At 72.3% G+C, this 18,642-nt stretch carries 19 protein-coding genes; 11 read left to right on the forward strand and 8 right to left on the reverse strand.

All coding sequences use genetic code 11. From position 1 onward, the window contains the following. Positions 1-50 precede the first annotated feature (50 nt). Positions 51-626, reverse strand: coding sequence for a TetR/AcrR family transcriptional regulator (locus tag LHJ74_RS23050; RefSeq protein ID WP_260220070.1), 576 nt, complete (start codon positions 624-626; stop codon positions 51-53). Between the two features lie 317 nt (positions 627-943). Here LHJ74_RS23050 and LHJ74_RS23055 point away from each other — a divergent pair, with 317 nt between their 5' ends. Continuing rightward, positions 944-2,590 carry a DNA repair helicase XPB gene (locus LHJ74_RS23055; RefSeq protein ID WP_260220071.1) on the forward strand — a complete coding sequence of 549 codons (1,647 nt, stop codon included), beginning with the start codon at positions 944-946 and terminating at the stop codon, positions 2,588-2,590. A gap of 61 nt (positions 2,591-2,651) precedes the next feature. Here LHJ74_RS23055 and LHJ74_RS34255 read toward each other — a convergent pair whose 3' ends face one another. Then, a complete protein-coding gene (locus LHJ74_RS34255) occupies positions 2,652-2,954 on the reverse strand; it encodes a hypothetical protein (protein WP_311203338.1) in 303 nt (100 codons plus the stop codon). Positions 2,955-3,364: 410 nt separating this feature from the next. Between LHJ74_RS34255 and LHJ74_RS23065 the strand changes: the two genes are divergently transcribed. From LHJ74_RS23065 to LHJ74_RS23080, 4 genes are all read left to right on the forward strand, one after another. Beyond that, entirely contained in the window at positions 3,365-5,458 is a 2,094-nt protein-coding gene (locus LHJ74_RS23065; protein ID WP_260220072.1) for a HelD family protein, read from the forward strand. A 191-nt stretch (positions 5,459-5,649) separates the two neighbouring features. Further along, a complete protein-coding gene (locus LHJ74_RS23070; protein ID WP_260220073.1) occupies positions 5,650-6,366 on the forward strand; it encodes a DUF4097 family beta strand repeat-containing protein in 717 nt (238 codons plus the stop codon). A 69-nt stretch (positions 6,367-6,435) separates the two neighbouring features. Then, a complete protein-coding gene (locus LHJ74_RS23075; RefSeq protein ID WP_260220074.1) occupies positions 6,436-6,762 on the forward strand; it encodes a hypothetical protein in 327 nt (108 codons plus the stop codon). Positions 6,763-6,930: 168 nt separating this feature from the next. After that, positions 6,931-8,196 carry a WD40 repeat domain-containing protein gene (locus LHJ74_RS23080; RefSeq protein WP_260220075.1) on the forward strand — a complete coding sequence of 422 codons (1,266 nt, stop codon included), beginning with the start codon at positions 6,931-6,933 and terminating at the stop codon, positions 8,194-8,196. A 25-nt stretch (positions 8,197-8,221) separates the two neighbouring features. On the opposite strand, the gene LHJ74_RS23085 is transcribed toward LHJ74_RS23080, so the two are convergent. Further along, a complete protein-coding gene (locus LHJ74_RS23085; protein ID WP_260220076.1) occupies positions 8,222-9,718 on the reverse strand; it encodes an FGGY-family carbohydrate kinase in 1,497 nt (498 codons plus the stop codon). Positions 9,719-10,009: 291 nt separating this feature from the next. Between LHJ74_RS23085 and LHJ74_RS23090 the strand changes: the two genes are divergently transcribed. After that, positions 10,010-10,216 (forward strand): type II toxin-antitoxin system VapB family antitoxin, encoded by a 207-nt coding sequence (locus LHJ74_RS23090; protein ID WP_260220077.1) that lies wholly within the window; start codon positions 10,010-10,012, stop codon positions 10,214-10,216. Continuing rightward, a complete protein-coding gene (locus LHJ74_RS23095) occupies positions 10,207-10,626 on the forward strand; it encodes a PIN domain nuclease (RefSeq protein WP_260220270.1) in 420 nt (139 codons plus the stop codon). The genes LHJ74_RS23090 and LHJ74_RS23095 overlap by 10 nt, the downstream gene beginning before the upstream one ends. A 104-nt stretch (positions 10,627-10,730) precedes the next feature. Here the strand turns inward: LHJ74_RS23095 and LHJ74_RS23100 are convergent, their stop codons facing one another. Then, on the reverse strand, positions 10,731-11,432 hold the full coding sequence (locus LHJ74_RS23100; RefSeq protein ID WP_260220078.1) for a copper homeostasis protein CutC: 702 nt from the start codon (positions 11,430-11,432) through the stop codon (positions 10,731-10,733). Positions 11,433-11,491: 59 nt separating this feature from the next. Here LHJ74_RS23100 and LHJ74_RS23105 point away from each other — a divergent pair, with 59 nt between their 5' ends. Beyond that, on the forward strand, positions 11,492-12,175 hold the full coding sequence (locus LHJ74_RS23105) for an HD domain-containing protein (protein WP_260220079.1): 684 nt from the start codon (positions 11,492-11,494) through the stop codon (positions 12,173-12,175). A gap of 75 nt (positions 12,176-12,250) precedes the next feature. Here LHJ74_RS23105 and LHJ74_RS23110 read toward each other — a convergent pair whose 3' ends face one another. Continuing rightward, positions 12,251-13,096, reverse strand: coding sequence for a pentapeptide repeat-containing protein (locus LHJ74_RS23110; RefSeq protein WP_260220080.1), 846 nt, complete (start codon positions 13,094-13,096; stop codon positions 12,251-12,253). Between the two features lie 450 nt (positions 13,097-13,546). Here LHJ74_RS23110 and LHJ74_RS23115 point away from each other — a divergent pair, with 450 nt between their 5' ends. The 3 genes from LHJ74_RS23115 to LHJ74_RS23125 all read left to right on the forward strand — a co-directional run bounded on the left by LHJ74_RS23115 (position 13,547) and on the right by LHJ74_RS23125 (position 17,100). Next, the gene (locus tag LHJ74_RS23115) at positions 13,547-14,785 is read left to right on the forward strand and encodes a Cmx/CmrA family chloramphenicol efflux MFS transporter (RefSeq protein ID WP_260220271.1); all 1,239 of its coding nucleotides are present in this window, start codon (positions 13,547-13,549) and stop codon (positions 14,783-14,785) included. Positions 14,786-14,906: 121 nt separating this feature from the next. Further along, on the forward strand, positions 14,907-16,142 hold the full coding sequence (locus tag LHJ74_RS23120) for an MFS transporter (protein ID WP_260220081.1): 1,236 nt from the start codon (positions 14,907-14,909) through the stop codon (positions 16,140-16,142). A gap of 127 nt (positions 16,143-16,269) precedes the next feature. Then, positions 16,270-17,100 carry a DUF2182 domain-containing protein gene (locus tag LHJ74_RS23125; protein WP_260220082.1) on the forward strand — a complete coding sequence of 277 codons (831 nt, stop codon included), beginning with the start codon at positions 16,270-16,272 and terminating at the stop codon, positions 17,098-17,100. 18 nt (positions 17,101-17,118) lie between these two features. Here LHJ74_RS23125 and LHJ74_RS23130 read toward each other — a convergent pair whose 3' ends face one another. The 3 genes from LHJ74_RS23130 to LHJ74_RS23140 all read right to left on the reverse strand — a co-directional run bounded on the left by LHJ74_RS23130 (position 17,119) and on the right by LHJ74_RS23140 (position 18,550). Further along, on the reverse strand, positions 17,119-17,775 hold the full coding sequence (locus LHJ74_RS23130; RefSeq protein WP_260220083.1) for a DUF1326 domain-containing protein: 657 nt from the start codon (positions 17,773-17,775) through the stop codon (positions 17,119-17,121). Positions 17,776-17,894: 119 nt separating this feature from the next. Then, entirely contained in the window at positions 17,895-18,179 is a 285-nt protein-coding gene (locus tag LHJ74_RS23135; protein ID WP_260220084.1) for a DUF4031 domain-containing protein, read from the reverse strand. Continuing rightward, positions 18,176-18,550 (reverse strand): DUF8819 family protein, encoded by a 375-nt coding sequence (locus LHJ74_RS23140; protein ID WP_260220085.1) that lies wholly within the window; start codon positions 18,548-18,550, stop codon positions 18,176-18,178. Before LHJ74_RS23140 ends, LHJ74_RS23135 begins: the two co-directional genes overlap by 4 nt. Positions 18,551-18,642: the final 92 nt, after the last annotated feature.

Genomic DNA, 18,642 nt, shown 5'->3' on the forward strand with positions numbered 1-18,642 from the left:
TCCTGCTGGGGATTTCCGTCCGCGTGGCCTGCCTGGGCCCTGTCTGGAACTCAGCCTTCGCCCAGGCCCACCATCCGGCGCAGTGGCCCGAGCACGGACACCTGCCGCAGCCCGGGGTCGACCAGCCGGTGCAGCACCAGTCCGTCGAGCGCGGCGCCCAGCAGCAGGACGGTGCCCTCGGCATCGGCCGGGCCGCCGCTCTCCCGCAGCCAGGCCGTCATGGCGGCCCGCCATTCACCCATCAGCTCGGACAGCCCCTCGCGGAGCCGCTCGTGCCGGGTGGCGGCCAGCAGCATCTCGCTGAACAGGATGGTCGCCGCGTCCTCGGACGTGTAGGCCGCGAGCTGCTCCAGCACCTGCGCGATCCCGGCCGCAGGGTCCTCGGTCCGGGCGAGCGTGGCCGCCACCGCCTCGGCCTCGCGCCGGGCACCCTCCAGCGCGGCGTCGATCAGCAGATCGTCGACCGTACGGAAGTGGTAGTGCACGAGGCCGGGCGGGACGCCCGCCCGGTCGGCAGCCTTGCGGGTGGTCACCGAACCCCAGCCGCCTTCGACGATGAGCTGCGCCGCGGCGCCGAGCAGCCGCGCCCTGCTCTCCTGCCCGCGTTCCGCCGATGTCGGACTCATCGCACGCGCACTCCCGATCTCCACTGGGCGATCGCACTGAGCGTTCGCCTTGGTCGTTTGACCAAGCATAGCGGACAACCGCCCCCGCCGCACAGCGCAGGCCGGCGCGGGGCCGCTCCGGCTCGTGCCGGGAAGGCGCACATGAGCCGACGGCACTCGCCCGACACGCCGGACGCGTACGCTGGAAGGCTGATTCCGGTTTGCCCCGCCCTTCGCCGCCCCGCCCTCCCCGTCTTTCCGTCCCCCCTGCTCTCCCCGTCCCCCGCTGGTCTCCTGCTGGCCCGTGCCAGCCGCTCCGGCTGCGCTGTGAGGTGTGCGTGTCCTGTCTCATCGTCCAAAGCGACAAGACCCTGCTGCTCGAGGTCGATCACGAGCAGGCCGACGAATGCCGTCGTGCAATCGCCCCGTTCGCCGAGCTCGAGCGGGCCCCCGAGCACATCCACACCTACCGGCTCACCCCGCTCGGCCTGTGGAACGCCCGCGCCGCCGGGCACGACGCGGAGCAGGTCGTGGACGCGCTGGTCGCCTACTCCCGCTACCCCGTGCCGCACGCGCTGCTCGTCGACGTCGCCGAGACCATGTCGCGCTACGGCAGGCTGCGGCTGCTCAAACACCCCTCTCACGGCCTGGTGCTGGAGAGCACCGACCGGCCGGTGCTGGAGGAGATCCTCCGGTCGAAGAAGATCCAGCCGCTGGTGGGCGCGCGTCTCGACGGCGACTCCGTCGCCGTGCATCCCTCCGAGCGCGGCCAGATCAAGCAGGCGCTGCTCAAGCTCGGCTGGCCCGCCGAGGACCTGGCGGGCTATGTCGACGGCGAGGCCCACCCGATCGACCTGCACGAGGACGGCTGGGCGCTGCGCCCGTACCAGACCCAGGCAGTGGAGGGCTTCTGGCACGGCGGCTCAGGGGTCGTCGTGCTCCCCTGCGGCGCGGGCAAGACGCTGGTCGGCGCCGGGGCGATGGCGCGGGCCCGCGCCACCACGCTGATCCTGGTCACCAACACCGTCTCGGCCCGCCAGTGGAAGCACGAGCTGGTGCGCCGCACCTCGCTGACCGAGGAAGAGATCGGCGAGTACAGCGGCACCCGCAAGGAGATCCGCCCGGTCACCATCGCCACCTATCAGGTCCTGACGACCAAGCGGAAGGGCGTCTACCAGCACCTGGAGCTCTTCGACTCCCGCGACTGGGGCCTCATCCTCTACGACGAGGTGCACCTGCTGCCCGCACCGGTGTTCAAGTTCACCGCCGACCTCCAGGCCCGCCGCCGCCTCGGGCTCACGGCCACGCTCGTACGGGAGGACGGCCGCGAGTCGGACGTCTTCTCGCTCATCGGGCCCAAGCGCTTCGACGCGCCCTGGAAGGAGATCGAGGCCCAGGGCTACATCGCCCCCGCCGACTGCGTCGAAGTCCGGGTCAGCCTCACGGACGCCGAGCGGCTCACCTACGCCACGGCGGAGACCGACGAGAAGTACCGCTACTGCGCGACGACGGACTCGAAGCGGCGGGTGACCGAGGCGCTCGTCCGCAGGCACCAGGGGGAGCAGACGCTGGTCATCGGCCAGTACATCGACCAGCTGGACGAGCTCGGCGAACACCTCGGAGCGCCGGTCATCAAGGGTGAGACCTCCAACGCGCAGCGCGAGAAACTCTTCGACGCCTTCCGGCACGGTGAGCTGAGCGTGCTCGTCGTCTCGAAGGTCGCCAACTTCTCGGTGGACCTGCCGGAGGCCACCGTCGCCATCCAGGTCTCCGGCACCTTCGGGTCCCGCCAGGAAGAGGCGCAGCGCCTGGGCCGGGTGCTGCGGCCGAAGGCGGACGGGCACGAGGCACGCTTCTACTCGGTAGTCGCACGGGACACGATCGACCAGGACTTCGCGGCTCACCGGCAGCGCTTCCTGGCGGAGCAGGGCTACGCCTACCGGATCGTGGACTCGACGGAGCTGCTCGCGGGCGACGACGTCTGACGTACGGGGGCGCACGCTCACGGGCCGTAGGGGGCGTAAGCGTGGCGGCCCTACGGCCGGGTCAGCGGCCTGCGTCGCGCTCGTGCCGGTCGCCGTACGCCGGTTCCCGGGTTCTGTCGTCGGTCAGGCCGTGCGCGCGGTCGTGGGTGCGGTCGTAGGGGCCGTGGCGCGGCTGCCCGTCGTACTGGCCGAGGACGGCGACACTGAAGGCCGTCTCGGCGAAGACCTTCGCCGCGCGCAGGGCGCTGCCCAGCACATGCCGCTGGTGAGGGCGGGGCTGCACGGCCCCGCCGGCGGCCAGGGCGGTGGCTCCTCGGCCCGGCCCCTGCCCTGCCGCGGGCTGCCGGAAAATTGCGGTACTCATACCCCCAGCATCGGTTTCTCCGTCTTTCCCGACATCAGCCGAAAGACCGAAACCACAGGCCTCGCCCTCACCCTCCGGGACGGGGCGGCCCTCAGGGTCTTCCCGGTGGATATCCGGTGGCCTGCCGCCGGCATCTGGCCTACACTCGCCGGTCTTGCCTCCTCCCTCGAAGAGGACTGCCTCTTCGGGAAGGACCCCCGGCCGCTCGGAAACCGGCCGGCGCCCTGCTCACGTACCCGCTCTCCCGTACCCGCACGCGATGCGCCGCCGCGCCACGCGCCCGTACGGGCCCCGCCGTCGTGCCGCCGCCGCGCCAGCCGCGCGCGGCGCCCGTACGCGCGTGGCCCGTGGCCGTGCACCGGCCGCCGTCTCCTGCGGTGCGGAGCCGAGATCCCGCCGGAGGCAAACCCGTGCCCGCGCACGCCCCTGCTCCCACGCCCCCCGAAGACCCGTACGGCCCGGACCCGCAGGACCCGCTCGGCCGGGAGCGTGCGCACCTCGCGGCCTCCCGGGCCGCGCTCCGCGCGATGCGCGCCGACGCCGAGGCACTCGACATCGCCGACGTCGCCGCGAACTGGGTGAACGCGGCGGTGCTGCGGGCCGAGGTCGATCTGCGGATCAAGTCCCTGGCCGACCTCGCGCACGCCCCGCTCTTCTTCGGCCGCCTCGACTACCTGGAGCGGCTCGCCGACGACGCGGCCGGCAGCTTCTACATCGGCCGCCGCCATGTGCACGACGCGGACGGCGACCCCATGGTCATCGACTGGCGTGCCCCCGTCTCCCAGCCCTTCTACCGCGCCTCCAAGAAGGACCCGCAGCAGGTCGCGCTGCGCCGCCGCTTCGGCTACACCGGCGGCGAACTGACCGCCTACGAGGACGAGCACCTCACCGACCCGTCCGAGCAGCAGCAGAGGAGCGCGCTGCTCCAGTCCGAGATCGAGCGCCCCCGCGTCGGCCCCATGCGGGACATCGTCGCGACCATCCAGCCCGAGCAGGACGAGATCGTGCGCGCGGGCATCGACGGCACCGTGTGTGTGCAGGGCGCCCCCGGCACCGGCAAGACGGCGGTGGGCCTGCACCGGGTCGCGTACCTCCTCTACACACACCGCGACCGGCTGGCGCGCACCGGCACCCTGGTCATCGGCCCGAACCGGTCCTTCCTCCAGTACATCGAGCAGGTGCTGCCCGCGCTGGGCGAACTGGAGGTGAAACAGGCGACAGTGGAGGACTTGGTGACGGGGCCGGGCTCCGCGCAGGTCGCCGTGCGCGGCACCGACTCGGCGCGGGCGGCACGGCTCAAGGGCGACGCCCGGATGGCGCGGGTGCTGCGGCGCGCCGTCCGTTCGGGCATCACGCCGCCGACCGAGCCGTGCGTCGTCGTACGCGGCTCGCGCCGCTGGCGGGTGCCCGCGTACGAACTGGGCGAGATCGTCGAGGAGTTGAAGCAGCGGGACGTCCGGTACGGCGCCGCCCGCGACGCGCTGCCCCAGCGGATCGCACACACCGTGCTGGTCCGGATGGAGGCGGCGGGCGAGGCCCCCGACGACCGGGTGCAGGACGCCGTCGCCCGCAACGCGGCGGTCAAGGCGGTGGTCAAGGCCGTCTGGCCCGCCGTCGATCCGGCAAAGGTGGTGCTGCGGCTGCTCTCCGACCCGGAGTTCCTGGCCGCGCAGGCGGAGGGCATCCTCGACCCCGAGGAGCAGCGGGCGGTGCTGTGGCCCAAACCCGCCCGCGGGGTGAAATCCGCACCCTGGTCACCTGCCGACACCGTCCTCATCGACGAGGCCGCCGATCTGATCAGCCGCACCTCCTCGCTGGGCCATGTGGTGCTGGACGAGGCGCAGGACCTCTCCCCCATGCAGTACCGGGCGGTCGGGCGGCGCTGTTCGACGGGCTCGGCGACGGTGCTGGGCGATCTCGCGCAAGGCACCACCCCCTGGGCCACGGACAGTTGGCAGCAGGCGCTCGCCCACCTGGGTAAAACCGACGCCGTGGTGGAGGAGTTGACGCTGGGCTTCCGGGTGCCGCGCGATGTCATCGCGTACGCCTCCCGCCTGCTGCCGTCCATCGCGCCCGGCCTGGCGGAGGCCACCTCGGTCCGTGAGTCGCCGGGCGACTTCGCCGTACGGGAGACCACGGCGGACGCGCTGCCCGCGGCCGTGGTCGCGGCCTGCCGCGAAGCGCTGCAGCGCGAGGGATCGATCGGCCTCATCGCGGCGGAGGCCCGCATCCCGGAGCTGTCGGCCGCGCTGACCGGGGCGGGGCTGCCGTATCTGGGGCCGGGCGAGGAGACCTCGGCCGACTCCCGCCTCACGCTCGTCCCGGCGACGCTGGCCAAGGGCCTGGAGTACGACTACGTGGTGCTGGACGAGCCCACCGCGATCGTCGACGGCGAGCCGGACCGGCGCACCGGGCTGCGCCGCCTCTACGTCTCCCTCACCCGCGCGGTCTCCGGCCTGACGATCCTGCACGCGGCGCCGCTGCCCGTCGAGTTGGGGCCGTAACCCGGAGTCCTTGGCGGACCGCGGGAACCCCAGGGACGCTCCCAGGGGTCACCCGAATCCGCCTGGGGTGAAGCCCCTACGGGTACGCCGGGGCCGGGCTCGTCCCCGCCGACGACCCGCCCCGGGCGGCCCGCGCCAAGAATGGTGGAAGCCGGAACGACAACCCTTCGCTTCTCCCACGGAGACTCCCCATGACTGGAAACCGCCCCCGCCGGACCGCCGCCGCCTGCGCCCTCCTCGTCGCCGTGGCAACCCTGGCGACCAGCTGCTCACTGATTCCGGACGAGGGGAAGACCAGCAAGTCCGCGTACTCGCTCGACGTCGACGACACCAAAGCCCTGACGGTGGACACCAAGGGCGGGGACATCGAGGTCGTCGCCGCCGACAGCCGCAGCGACGCGATCCGGGTGATCGAGCGCTACGAGTGGGACGAGCAGAAGCCGCGCACCGAACACGGGCAGCAGAACGGCCGGTTGACGCTCCAGTCCGATGACTGCGGTGACGCCGAGCGCACCTGCGATGTGGACTACGAGGTGCGGGTGCCCGCCGGCACCAGCCTGCATCTGAAGTCCGGCGGCGGTGACATGAAAGTGAGCGGCATGTCCGGCACGGTGAAGGCCGCGACCCAGGGCGGCGACATCCACGTCGACGACTCCTCCTCCCGGCGCGTGACGGCGCACTCGGAGGGCGGCGACCTGCTGGGCGCCTTCACCGACTCCCCCAGCCGCGTGTCCTTCACCAGCGCGGGCGGCGACATCGACGTCCGGCTGCCCACCGGCTCCTACGCGGTCGACGCGACCACGGCGGGCGGCGACCGGAACGTCACCGTGCCCTCCAAGGACACCTCCGACCGGCACATCAAGGCCCACACCGACGGCGGCGACGTCGCGGTCCGCAACCCGGCCTGAAAGCGGGCGGTTTGACGCCCGGCTACACTTACCCGGGCAGACTGTGCCGGTGAGGACGTGGTGGCCGCCATGCGTGAACTGGGGATGCTCGGCATCAGCGTCGGTGCCCTGCTGATGGCCTTCTTCGACAACATCACCACGCGCCAAGTCGGCCTTGGCCTCTGGCTGTTCGGCGCCATGCTGATCATCGACGCCCTCTTCTTCCGCGACGGCTTCACGGCACAGTGCCTGTGGGGCCTCTGGGTCGGCGGCGCCGTCGCCCTCTTCCAATACACCGACGTGCCCCGCACCCTCACCGACGGCAACGGCGTATGGGTGATCTCGGCCGCGACCCTCGCAGTCGACGTGGTCCTCCCCCTCCGCACCCGAGCCACCCGGACCGCCTCTCCGGAGTGAGGGCCAGGAGTGAGGGCCAGGAGTGAGGGCCAGGAGCGGACCGCGGACTGAGGGCTGGCCGGTCTCCGCGCCACGCGTCACCGGCCACGCGCCACCTGCCACGCGCCCGGGTTCAGGCGCTTACGGTCGGCACTCGGGGTTGTCAGTGGGCGACGGTACGTTCGGGTTATGAGCCTGATCGAGACTGTGCTGAGCATGCCGGGCGGGGCGAAGCCGCGGTTCTATCGCGTCGCGCTGGACGGGCGGACGCTGGTGCGGGCCGCCTGGGCGCAGGGCGGCCGTCCCCGCGAGACGGTCAAGGAACTGGAGGTCAGCGACGACCGCGAGGCGCTGCTCGCCTTCGAGAAGGCCCGCGACAAGAAGCTGCGCGAGGGGTTCGCGCGCGTCGCCGACCCTTCCGGCGCCGCTCGCGGCGACGTCGTGCTGGAGATGATCGTGCCGAACCGCTCCTGGTGCCCCGGCGCGTTCGACCTCTCCCCCGACGGCCGCACCCTGGTCGTCGCCACGATGCTGAAGGACGGTTACGGCGCCGAGATCCATCTGGTGGACGTGGCAGGCGGCGGCCGCAGGCTTGTACACGCCGAGCCGCCGGAGGTGCGTCCCGCGCCCAGGGGGCGGGGGCAAACGTTCCCGCACACCGTCCTGTTCGACGCCGACGGGCGGCGGATCGTTTATGCGCTCAACGGCGAGACCAGGCTGCTGGACCTCGCCAGAGGTCAGGGCCGGACTCTGGCGGCCTACCGGGAGTCCGCCGACGCCGACTTCAACCCGCACCGGGTCCACCCGAAGTGGGACGGCAGCCGCCGCAGACTCCTCGCGTACGACTCGGGCAACCGCGTCCGGGTACTCGACCGGCAGGGGCACATCGTCTTCGAGGTGCACGCCGACGGGCCGTACGCCTGCTGGGACGGCGCGCTCTCGCCCTCGGGAAGGCTGCTCGCGCTGAGCCGGAGCAGGGGGCGGACGTACGGCGGGAGCGAGCCGATGACGACGGAGATAGAGGTCTGGGACACCGAGGCGGGCACGATCCGCCAGCGGATACCCGTGCCCGGCCGTCAGCCCGCGAAGGACATCGGCTTCGACCCGAGCGAGACTCTGGTGCTGGCCGCCCCCTGGGGCAGCGGCGGGCCCGGCGCCTACTCGGTCGACACGGCCGAGCTGGTCTGGCACTTCGCCGACCCGCACCGGCCAGAGCGCTGGGCGGCCTGTTACGGCTGGGCGTACTCGCCCGACGGGAAGACGCTGGCGCTGGGGAGGCGGGGGGAGCTGGAGGTCGTCGACACGGCCACGCGCACGGCCGATCCCGTCTTCGGGTCCGACCACCGGCCCGAGACGGGGACCACCGGCCGTACGTACGGCGTCCGGTTCTCCGCCGACGGCACACTGGTCGCCTCCGGCGGGGACTCGGGCCGGATCGTTGTGCGCAAGCTCTGACAGCCTGTCAGGTGGCTCGCGCCGGTCAGCCGTCCGCATCCGCGTGCTGGCGGGCCGCCAAGGCGTGGGACACCTCGCGGGTGGCCGGGTAGAGGGCGAGGTAGTGCGCGTACAGGCCGTCGTAGCGCGCCGTGCCCGCCGGTTCGGGGGTGACGGTGGACTCCACCGGATTCCAGACCGCGATGTCCGCCCGCCCGGCCAGCCCGGTGCCCACGGCGGCGAGGAACGCGTCGCCGTAGGCCGCGCCGATGGTGTGCCGGGGCACGTCCTGCGCCCGGCCCGTCACGTCCGAGACGATCCGGGTCCACAGCTCGCGCGCCCCGCCGCCGACGGCGACCAGCCGCCGCAGGTCGCCGCCCGCCTCCGCCATCGCGGCGAGATTGTGCCGTACGCCGAAGGCCGTGCCCTCCAGCACCGCCCGGTAGAGATGCGCGCGGCCGTGCCTCAGGGTGAGTCCGGCGATGACGCCGCGCGCGTCGGGGTCGAAGAGAGGGGTGCGTTCGCCCGCGAAGTACGGCAGCATCAGCAGGCCCTCGGCGCCCGGCGGCAGCGCGGCGGCCTCCTCGGTGAGCGTGCCGAAGTCCGCGCCGGTCAGCTCGCGCAGCCAGCCCGTGACGGCACCCGAGGTGGCCATGCCGCCCGCCAGGCAGTACGTGCCCTCGAAGGCACCGGCCGTGGACCAGAGGCGGGCGTCCGGTACGGGCTCGGCGACGACGTTGGACAGGAACATCGTCGTGCCGTACATCAGCATCAGGTCCCCGGTGCCGGTGGCGCCGACGCCGGTGGCCTCGGCCCAGGCGTCCACCGTCCCGGCCATGACCGGGGTCCCCGCGGGGATGCCGGTGGCCGCCGACGCCGCCCCGGTGACCTCGCCGACGGCCTCGGAGGGCCAGACCAGTTCGGGCCACTCCAGGCCCGGCGCGATCTCCTCCCGCCACTCCTCGATCCAGCGGCGCTCCCGCAGGTCGTACAGGGGCGTGCACTGGCTGGCGGAGTGGTGGTCGAGGACGTACGCGCCGGTGAGCCGGTGCGCGATCCACGAACTGGCCATGAACCAGCGCTCGGTGCGCGCGTACGTCTGCGGTTCCCGCTCCGCCAGCCAGGCAAGTTTCGGTCCGACGGCCTGGCTGGTGAGCGGCGAGCCGCAGCGCTCCAGCACCTGGGCGGCACCGTAGCGGGCGGTCTGCGCGGCGATCTGCTCGCCGGCGCGGGTGTCCACGCCGTAGAGAATGGCGGGCCGCAACGGCTCGCCGTCGCGGCGGGTGGGCAGCAGGCAGGGGCCGATGCCGCTGACACACACCCCGGCCAGCAGCTCCGGCCCTTCCAGCAGCTCCGCCGCCAGCGCCCGGAAGTCGCCCCACCACACCGCTTCCGCATCGTGCTCGGCCCAGCCGGGCCGAGGCGTGTCGGTGCGGTGTTCGCGCACCGCCGTACGGACGACCTCGCCGTCCTCGGCGCGCACCAGCACGCCCTTGGAGCTCGATGTGCCGATGTCGATGCCCATCACCAGCGGCGCGCGCATGGGATGACCTCCCGCTCGTGGGTTGTGACTCCTCGGCCGCCTCCGGCCGCCCGTACCCGACTTTCGTCGCCAACAACCAGATGACGGTCGGCGCTCTCCGGTCGCCGGGGTCTCTCCAACCGAGAGATACCCCAGGCCCTGTCCGGCTGCCTCGGACGAACGAACCACCGCACGAACCGCCGAACACCGCGCACCGCGGGTGTGAGGCGAGGGGGCAGCGGCGACAATCAACGCGCCCGCATTCGGGCATAATTGATATATCCCTCCACTATCCGGGACTCGGAGATGCACATGTCGCGCACAGTGATCGACCTTGATGACGATCTGGTGGCTCAGGCAGCCGAGATGCTCGGCACGACGGGCAAACGCGCCACAGTGAACTGCGTGTTGGAGGAGTTCGTCGCCGCCGCAAAGCGCAGGCGCTTCATGGAGCTGCTGGACGAGGGGGTTTTCGATGACCTCGCCGATCAGGAAGTGATGGCGTGGGCGTGGCGGTAGCGACACATCTCGTCGACAAGAGCGTCTGGGCGAGGGCCCGGCAGCCCGCCGTCCGCAGCGCCCTGCTCCCGCTGCTCGACCGGGGCCAGCTCGCCACCTGCGCGATGATCGACCTGGAGCTGCTCTACAGCTCCCGCAGCGCCACGGACCACGCGCGCGGGCGGGCGCTGCGCTCCGGCTTCGACTGGCTCCCGCTCACCGACGAGGTCGGCACGCGCGCCGTCAAGGTGCAGTCACTGCTGGCCCGCAAGGGGCACCACCGGGCGGCGTCCCTGGCCGACCTGCTCATCGCGGCGACTGCCGAACGGCACGGAGTAACGGTTCTCCACTACAACGTGGACTTCGACACGATCGCCGCCGTGACGCGGCAGCCGGTGCAGTGGGTGGTACCGCCCGGCACAGCGGACTGAGGATTCGCATCTGTTGCACTGGCGAATGCCCGACCCGGCTGCGCGGGCGCACGATCCCCGGCGCGCGGTTCAGGGCCTGTCCGGCATCACCCAAACGACACGCACTAGCCGTCCAGCACGGTGCGCCACTCACGGACCGCTTCCGGTGAGACGGGCGAGGCCCACCCCGCCTGTCGCGCAGCGCCACCGATATGGAAGGCCGTCACCCCGCCCGCGCACAGCGCCGGCAGATGTGTCAGCCCCAGCCCGCCGCCGACCATCATCCGTGCCTGGTAGCCCGGCTCGCCGTCAGCCCCCCGCTCGGCCTCCGCCAGCAGGGTCGCCATGCCGTCGTCGACACCGGAGGCCGAACCGGCGGTGAGATAGGTGTCCAGGCCCGGCAGCTCCCGCAGCCGCTTGCGGAGTCCGTCGCGATCCGCCGCCCGGTCGATCGCCCGGTGGAACGTCCACCGGCAGGTGCCGATGACCTCCACCAGCGCACCGATCGCCGCCAGGTCCGGCTGCCCGGATTCGTCGAGGAAGCCGAGCACGAACTCCTCGGCGCCTTCGGTGCGCAGCAGCTGCGCCCGCGCGCGCAGGTCGTCCAGCGCCTGCGGCCCGCCGGCCGAGAAGCCGTCGGACGTGCGCAGCATGACGCGCAGGGGGATGCCGACCGCGGCGCGGATCGCGGCGAAGGTCTCGCGGTCGGGGGTGAGGCCGTCGGCCGCGATGTCGGTGATCAGCTCGAGGCGGTCCGCTCCACCGGCCTCGGCGGCACGCGCGTCCTGCGCACTGAGCGCGATCACCTCTAGCATTGGTCTAGACATATAACACAGCCTGCCACACACCACGGCATCACCGGTAGCTGCCCCTCACAATTGTCCACATGGAAACCCGCAGTACACAGGACGTTCTGCTCCACCGCTGGATCGCGCTGCTCCACCGCGTCCGCGCGCTCCAGCCCGACGCACGGTCCGGAGCACGGCCCCATCCGCTGCCGGACCCGGCACCGTACGGCGAGAACCTGCTCGACCGCTGGTCCGAGCCGCAGCGCCACTATCACACAGCCGATCATCTCTTGGCGGTGCTCGACCGCGTCGACGAACTGGCCGCACATGCCGCCGACGCCGATTCCGTACGGCTCGCCGCCTGGTTCCACGACGCCGTCTACCGCCCCGACCGCAGCGAGAACGAGGAGCGCAGCGCGCATCTCGCCGAAATCGCCCTCGCCGAGGCCGGAGTCGCCGCAGGCCGTACGGCCGAGGTCGCACGCCTCGTCCGGCTCACTGTCAGTCACGATCCGGAGCCCGGGGACAGCGACGGCGAGGTGCTGTGCGACGCGGATCTGGCGGTGCTCGCCGGAGCGCCCGAGGCGTACGCGCACTACGCCGCCGCCGTCCGCCGTGAGTACGGATTCGTCCCGGAGGATGTCTTCCGGCAGGGTCGCGCCGCCCTGCTGGACAGACTCCTCGCGCTCCCCCGCCTCTACCGCACCCCGTACGCCCACGACCGCTGGGAGCGCACGGCCCGCCACAACCTGCGCGCGGAACTGGAGCTGCTCACCCTCTGAGAACGTCAAGCCGGGCAGTCCACGACGCGTCACGCGATCGGGTGACGGTGCGGGCGGCGGGTGGCGGGCACCGCCTCACCAGTGCGCGGGCCGGGTCAGCCCCTGAGGAATCCGGGTGGTGTCACTCCCCCGGGCCGCGGTCAGCTGCGGCTGGGTGAGGAAGAGGCAGCCGGTGAGGTCGGCGCCGTGCAGCCGGGCGTCTCTGAGGTCCGCCCCGATCAGATCGGCCGTACGCAGATCCGCCCCGCTCAGGTCCGCCGCGATGAGGTACGCCCCGCGCAGGCTTGCACCGCGCAGGTCCGCGCCGCCGAGGCGGGCGCCCATGAGATCGGCTCCCCGGTGGTTCTTCCGCCGCCCCGGCACCGCGGCGGCCCGCACCAGTTCGCTGGCGCGCAGCAGCAGCGCGTTGACGCCCTGCCGGTGCGCGGCCATGTCCAGCTCGGCGAGCGATTCGGCGGTACCGAGGGTGAGGCGGTGGGTGTCGTCCAGCGCACGGCGCAGCCCGCGGTGGACTGGGCGTGCGTCCGGGAGTTCGAGCGCCTCGGTGACGTACCGGAGCAGTTCGTGCAGCTGCCGCATGACCGGGAACACGTCGAACATCTGCCGGGCGGTCTTTGGCGACCGGCGCCAGTCCTGCCCGCCGAAGGTGTGCTGGGAGACCTGCTGTCCGGCGCCGAAGCAGTCGTAGACCGTGCAGCCGGAGTAGCCGTCCTCGCGGAGGCGGGCGTGGATGCCGCAGCTGTAGTCCGCCTGGAGGTTCGTACACGGCTGCCCGGCGTCCTTGTCGACCGGGAAGTCCGCCGAGGCCCGGAAGGGCAGCGCGACACAGCACAGTCCGAAACAGCTGGCGCAGTCGGCCCGCAGGTCGAGGCTCCGACGGCCCTCGGGGGGCACCGGGACTGCACTCTCCGGGTCACGCACGCGCACTTCTCCTCGCCGGGGGAAGGGCACCGCGTCCCCGTGGTGCCCGGTCGGCGTCCATTGTCCCCGACCGGGCACCGGTCACCGCGGTACGTCCCTCGCGTCCGCCTTCCGGGGGAGGGGTCCGTCTGCCGGCTGACGCGGCGGCCGCACGGCCGCGGCGAGCCTGAGGCCACTCGCCCCGGTGGGCGCCGCCCTCCTGGAGCCGCAGCGTCAGCCGCCGGGTGAGCTTCTGACACGCCGAGCGCACGGGCCGTTGGTGTGCCACGGGTGGTGATGGATCTCACACGGGCGGGGCCTCCGAGCCGGTGCCGGGGAGGAATACGGGGGCCGGGGGCGGGGTTGGGCAGTGGCGTGCCCTCCGACACCCCTGCCCAGCGCCTCCCGCCCGTCCCCGCCGCCACACCCGCTGCCACGCCCGGCGCCGCGCCGGCTGCGGCGCCTGCCCGGATGCCCGTCGCCGTCTATGTGCTGGGGCTGTCGGTCTTCGCGCTGGGCACATCCGAGTTCATGCTCGCCGGAATCCTCGAACCGCTCGCCCGCGACATGGACGTCTCCATACCCAAGGCGGGGCTGCTGGTCTCCGCCTTCGCCATCGGCATGGTGGTCGGCGCCCCGCTGCTCGCGGCGGCGACGCTCAAGCTGCCCCGCCGTACGACGCTGATCGCGCTGCTCGCGGTCTTCGGGCTCGGGCAGGTCGCGGGGGCGCTGGCGCCCACGTACTCGGTGCTGTTCGTCTCCCGGGTGGTGAGCGCCCTGGCGTGTGCGGGCTTCTGGGCGGTCGGGGCGGCTGTCGCGGTATCGCTGGTGCCGGTGACCGCGCGGGCCAAAGCCATGGCGATCATGGTCGGCGGGCTGAGCATCGCCAACATCGCGGGCGTCCCGGCGGGCGCGTTCCTGGGGCAGCACGCGGGGTGGCGGGCCGCGTTCTGGGCGGTGGCCGCGATGTCGGCGGTCGCGCTGGTCGGCGTGATCGCACTGGTGCCGCGCACCCGGCCGGGGACTGGTGCGGACGCGCCGAGCCTCCGTGCCGAGCTGCGCATCTACGCCGACCGGCAGGTGTGGCTGGCGCTCGCCCAGATCGCCCTGAACGCCGCCGCGGTCTTCGCCCTCTTCTCCTACCTCTCGCCGCTGCTCACCGACACCGCCGGGCTAGCGGAGAGCTGGGTGCCTTACGTGCTCGGGCTCTTCGGGCTGGGCGCGCTGATCGGTACGGCGCTCGGCGGCCGGATCGCCGACGCACACCTGTTCGGCACCATGTACACGGGCATCGCCGCGTCGACCGTCGTGCTGGCCGTCCTCGCGCTGGTGGCGCACAACGCGGTCGCGGCGATCGCGCTGGCCTTCCTGCTCGGCTTCACCGCCTTCCTCACCGCGCCCGCGCTGAACGCCCGGATGTTCAACGTCGCCAACGCCGCACCGACCCTCGCGGGTGCGACTACGACCGCGTCGTTCAACATCGGCAACACGCTGGGCCCGTGGCTCGGCGGCCTGGTCATCGGCGCGGGCTGGGGCTACCCGGCGGTGGCCTGGGTCGGCGCGCTGCTCGCGGCGGCGGCCGTCGCCGTGACGGCGGTGGCCGCCCGGCTGCACCGCACCACGGCCGGGTCCCGCGTCGTCACCGGCGCCGCACCGGCGGACACGGCGGGCACGGCTGCGAAGACGGCAGCGGACACGACTGCCCGCTGAAGCCTCCGCTAGCCGCGCCGCGGCCGGGGAACGTTGTGGTCGCGAATCCGCCGGGCCCGCCTCGTCATGGCTGCTGTACTCGGTCACCAAGCCCACCGGTGCCCGCGTCAGGAGTCCAGCCATGCCCACAGCGGCAATCCCCGCCGGAGAGGAAGCCGCCGGCGCCCGCTCGCCGCTGACGGGACGGCTTGGGCCTGCCCTGGCCGTCTTCGCCGTGATGGCGGGGATCTTCTCGATCGTCACCACCGAGATCATGCCGATCGGTCTGCTCACCCCGATGGGCCGCAGTTTCCAGATCTCGGAGGGCACCGCGGGCTGGATGATGACGATTCCGGGGATCGTCGCCGCGATCGCCGCTCCTCTGGTCACCGTCGCCACCGGGCGGATCGACCGCCGGGCGATGCTGTGCGCGCTGATGGCCCTGCTGGCAGTCGCGGACTTCCTGGCCGCGGCGGCACCGAACTACGCGGTGATGCTCTCCTCCCGGATCCTGGTCGGGCTCACCATCGGGGGCTTCTGGTCGATCGGCGCCGGTCTCGCCGTACGGCTGGTGCGGGAGGAGTCCGTGGCCAGGGCGACGGCCGTGATCTTCACCGGTGTGCCGCTGGGCTCCGTGCTCGGCGTGCCTGCGGGCACCTTCCTGGGCCATGTCGTGGGCTGGCGGGCCTCGTTCGCCGTGATGGGGGCACTGACCGTGGGTGTGCTGATCGCACTGCTGGTGCTGCTTCCCCCGCTGCCCCCGCTTCCGGCCGTGCACCGCACCACGCCGCGCGTGCTGCGCGACCTGTTCCGCATCAGTCAGATCCGCATCGGGCTGGCAGCGATATTCCTCGTAGTGATCGCCCACTTCGCCACCTACACCTATGTCGACCCATTCCTGCGGCAGGTGACCGGGGTCCCCTCAGCGGCGATCGGCGTCCTTCTGCTGGCATACGGGGCCGCCGGCCTCGCCGGGAACCTCCTGGCGGGATCGATGCTCACACGCAGCCTGCGCGGCACCTTCATCTGCAGCGCGTCCCTGCTGGCGGGCGCGGCCTGGCTGCTTCCGGCAGCCGGTCGCTGGCAGGTCGGGGCGGTGGGCCTGCTCCTCCTGTGGGGCCTCGCCTACGGCGCCGTCCCGGTGTGTGCGCAGACCTGGCTCGCCCGCTCGGCTCCGCATGCGCCGGAGGCGGCAACGGTGCTGTTCACCTCGTCGTTCCAGGCGGCGATCTCCCTCGGGGCACTGCTCGGCGGGGTGGTCGTGGATTCCGCGTCGCTCTCGGCCGTGATGCTCTGGGGCGGCACGCTCGCCGCTGCCGCCGTCCTGGTGCTGCGGCTCCTCGGCGGCCCGGGCGGGCTCGGTGGAAGGTCAGACTGACGCCGCGTGCGCGACCGAGGGGCGCCCCGGCCACAGCTTCGCGGTGTGCCGTTGTCTCCTCTGTGGTGTGCTGGAGGAGTCGTCGGGCCACTTCTCAGCGGGGCGGGGTTCTCCTGGGAGGAGCACCATGCCGCACATCCACATCGCCGTTCCCACGTCGGCACGGCCCGGAATCCTGCTGCCCCGGCGTGAACTCGCCGTCGCGTGGATCCTGCTGCTTCTGCTTGCCGTACTGGCATGGGTGCTCACCGTCGTCCAGTCCCGTGGCATGGCGATGGAGCCCGGGACGATGGGTCTGGCGCTGCCGCTCTTCCTGCTTCTCTGGGTGACCATGATGGTGGCGATGATGTTCCCGTCGGTGGCGCCGGTGGCCATCACCTGGGCGCGTGCCATCGGCCGGAAGTCCTCCGGTGCGGTCCGCGCCATGCGCATCACCCAGTTCGCCGGGGGCTACCTGCTCGCCTGGACGGCATTCGGTCTGCTCGCCTACGGCATCCTGTCGGCGGTCGGGCGGCTGGTGGACGGCTCTCCCGAGGCAGGCCGCTGGATCGGCTCGGCCGCGTTCCTGCTCGCGGGGCTGTACCAGTTGGGGCCGCTGAAGCGCGTCTGCCTTCTGCACTGCCGCAACCCGCTCTCGCACTTGATGCGGTACTCACGCTTCCGCCCGTGGGCCCGCGATCTCCGCGTGGGCGCGCACCACGGTCTCTACTGCGTGGGCTGCTGCTGGGCTCTGATGATCGTCCTCGTGCCGCTCGGCATGATGAACATGGCGGCGATGGCGGGCCTGGCCGCGGTGATCTTTCTGGAGAAGCTGTGGCGGCGCGGCCCCTTGCTCAGCTGGGCGGTCGGTCTGGCCTTCCTCGTCCTGGGCGCGCTGGCCCCGTTCCAGGACTGGATGCTGCCCGGGCTGCAGATGTCCGAACACATGATGAGCCCGGTGACCGACCGACCACGCTGAGATCCGGCCGACCGCTCGTCAGTCGGGGCCACTCCAATCGAAGGGGAAGTACTTGCTGGACTTGCCGCTGCGGCTCCACCGGAAGCCGAAGGCGTCGGCCTGGTCGGTGGTGGACCGGCCCCAGGTGGCGATCTGGCCCGGGCCGACCTCGGCACCGGGGGCGTTGTGGACCTGGACCCGCGCCCCGGCAGGCGTGGTGGGCCCTGTCAGGGCCTCCGCACGGGCGGTGACCCGGCCGGGGACCTCAGCGCGCCACGTCCCCAGGTCCTCGTCGACCTCGACGATGACCGGCGCGACATCCATGCCCCGTATCTCGGGGCCGAAGACCTCGGTGAACTCCTGCGGCCAGCCGCCTGCCTCACCGCCGAAGATCGCGCCGAGTGCGGCACGCTGGTGGTCGTCTGCGCGCTCGTCGACGAAGACGGCGGCATACGGGTCCGTGTGCTCACCGGTCCACACGTTCCCGGTGAAGGACCCGAGCATCAGGACGTTCAGATCGTCGAGCCGGACATCCCCGTACCGTCCCTCGCGTATGTGCCAGGCGAGCACGCCCTGGCAGTCACCCTCGGACGGGGGCTGGGCGAATGTGCACGGGCAAGGTATGGCGCACTTGCAGGTGTCGAACCAGTCGCCGGCCACGTGCCAGGACGGGTTGCTCTTTGTCTGCTCAGACATCTCGCTCCTCCTCTCCCATTCCCTCAAGCGGCGACACTTCCAGAGTGCGCCTCGCCAACGCGAAAGCGAAGTGCTCCCAGGACGAGAAAGGTGTACGAAGCCCTCCGGGCGGTCCGGCGTCAGTCTCCGGAGAGGCCGGACCGGCCCGTTGCCCGGGGGCGGCGCAGGCCGGCGGCCGTCAGGCGGCGCAGCAACTCCTTGGCGCCCACCTCCACCGCGCCGTGCCGCACCGCCGCACCGTAGCGCTCGGACGGTACGTCGTAGTGATCGTGGTCGAACGAGCGACGCGGGCAGCCGATCTCCTCGGCGAAGGCATGCAGTTCCTCGTACGAGGCGTCGCTGACCAGGTGGGACCACATCCGCCCGTGGCCCGGCCAGATCGGCGGATCGATGTACACCGTCACTGCAACCGCCCCAGTGCTCCGACGCGGGCCACGGCCGTCGCCGTCTTCACGCACACCCAGTGCGGGTTCTCACCCAGTTCCGGCTCGATCTCCAGTGCGTGCAGGTCCGTGCCGCCGCAGACCGGGCACAGGGGCCAGCGCCCGTACCGTTCCAGCAGGGCGTCCTGGACGTCCTGGGCGACGAGCCCGTCCACGAAGGAGGCGCCTTCCGGCCACTCGCCGACCCACCACCGCCGGTGTGTGAGCGCCTCCTCCACCAGTGAGACGACGTCCGCCTCGGCGACACCGCTCGCGCTCAGGTCGGCGAGGATGAGCGCCCGCGCCGCGTGGAGTGCCTGTTCGAGGCTGGGGGCCTTCGGTTGCTGGTCCATAGGTCCATTGGAACAAAGGTCGGCCGCATACGGGCAGCCGAGCCCGGCCGCAGGAGCAGCAGGGGCGCAGGGGGTCTTGACCCAAGGCGGGA

This window comes from Streptomyces gossypii, assembly GCF_025165795.1.
Lineage (GTDB): Bacteria > Actinomycetota > Actinomycetes > Streptomycetales > Streptomycetaceae > Streptomyces > Streptomyces gossypii.

Coding starts and splice junctions, on each gene's coding strand:
- LHJ74_RS23120 (WP_260220081.1), top strand. CDS start 14,907: ATGCCCACAGCGGCAATCCCCGCCGGAGAGGAAGCCGCCGGCGCCCGC.
- LHJ74_RS23080 (WP_260220075.1), top strand. CDS start 6,931: ATGAGCCTGATCGAGACTGTGCTGAGCATGCCGGGCGGGGCGAAGCCG.
- LHJ74_RS34255 (WP_311203338.1), bottom strand. CDS start 2,954: ATGAGTACCGCAATTTTCCGGCAGCCCGCGGCAGGGCAGGGGCCGGGC.
- LHJ74_RS23140 (WP_260220085.1), bottom strand. CDS start 18,550: ATGGACCAGCAACCGAAGGCCCCCAGCCTCGAACAGGCACTCCACGCG.
- LHJ74_RS23100 (WP_260220078.1), bottom strand. CDS start 11,432: ATGTCTAGACCAATGCTAGAGGTGATCGCGCTCAGTGCGCAGGACGCG.
- LHJ74_RS23050 (WP_260220070.1), bottom strand. CDS start 626: ATGAGTCCGACATCGGCGGAACGCGGGCAGGAGAGCAGGGCGCGGCTG.
- LHJ74_RS23125 (WP_260220082.1), top strand. CDS start 16,270: ATGCCGCACATCCACATCGCCGTTCCCACGTCGGCACGGCCCGGAATC.
- LHJ74_RS23090 (WP_260220077.1), top strand. CDS start 10,010: ATGTCGCGCACAGTGATCGACCTTGATGACGATCTGGTGGCTCAGGCA.
- LHJ74_RS23105 (WP_260220079.1), top strand. CDS start 11,492: ATGGAAACCCGCAGTACACAGGACGTTCTGCTCCACCGCTGGATCGCG.
- LHJ74_RS23085 (WP_260220076.1), bottom strand. CDS start 9,718: ATGCGCGCGCCGCTGGTGATGGGCATCGACATCGGCACATCGAGCTCC.
- LHJ74_RS23115 (WP_260220271.1), top strand. CDS start 13,547: ATGCCCGTCGCCGTCTATGTGCTGGGGCTGTCGGTCTTCGCGCTGGGC.
- LHJ74_RS23130 (WP_260220083.1), bottom strand. CDS start 17,775: ATGTCTGAGCAGACAAAGAGCAACCCGTCCTGGCACGTGGCCGGCGAC.
- LHJ74_RS23070 (WP_260220073.1), top strand. CDS start 5,650: ATGACTGGAAACCGCCCCCGCCGGACCGCCGCCGCCTGCGCCCTCCTC.
- LHJ74_RS23075 (WP_260220074.1), top strand. CDS start 6,436: ATGCGTGAACTGGGGATGCTCGGCATCAGCGTCGGTGCCCTGCTGATG.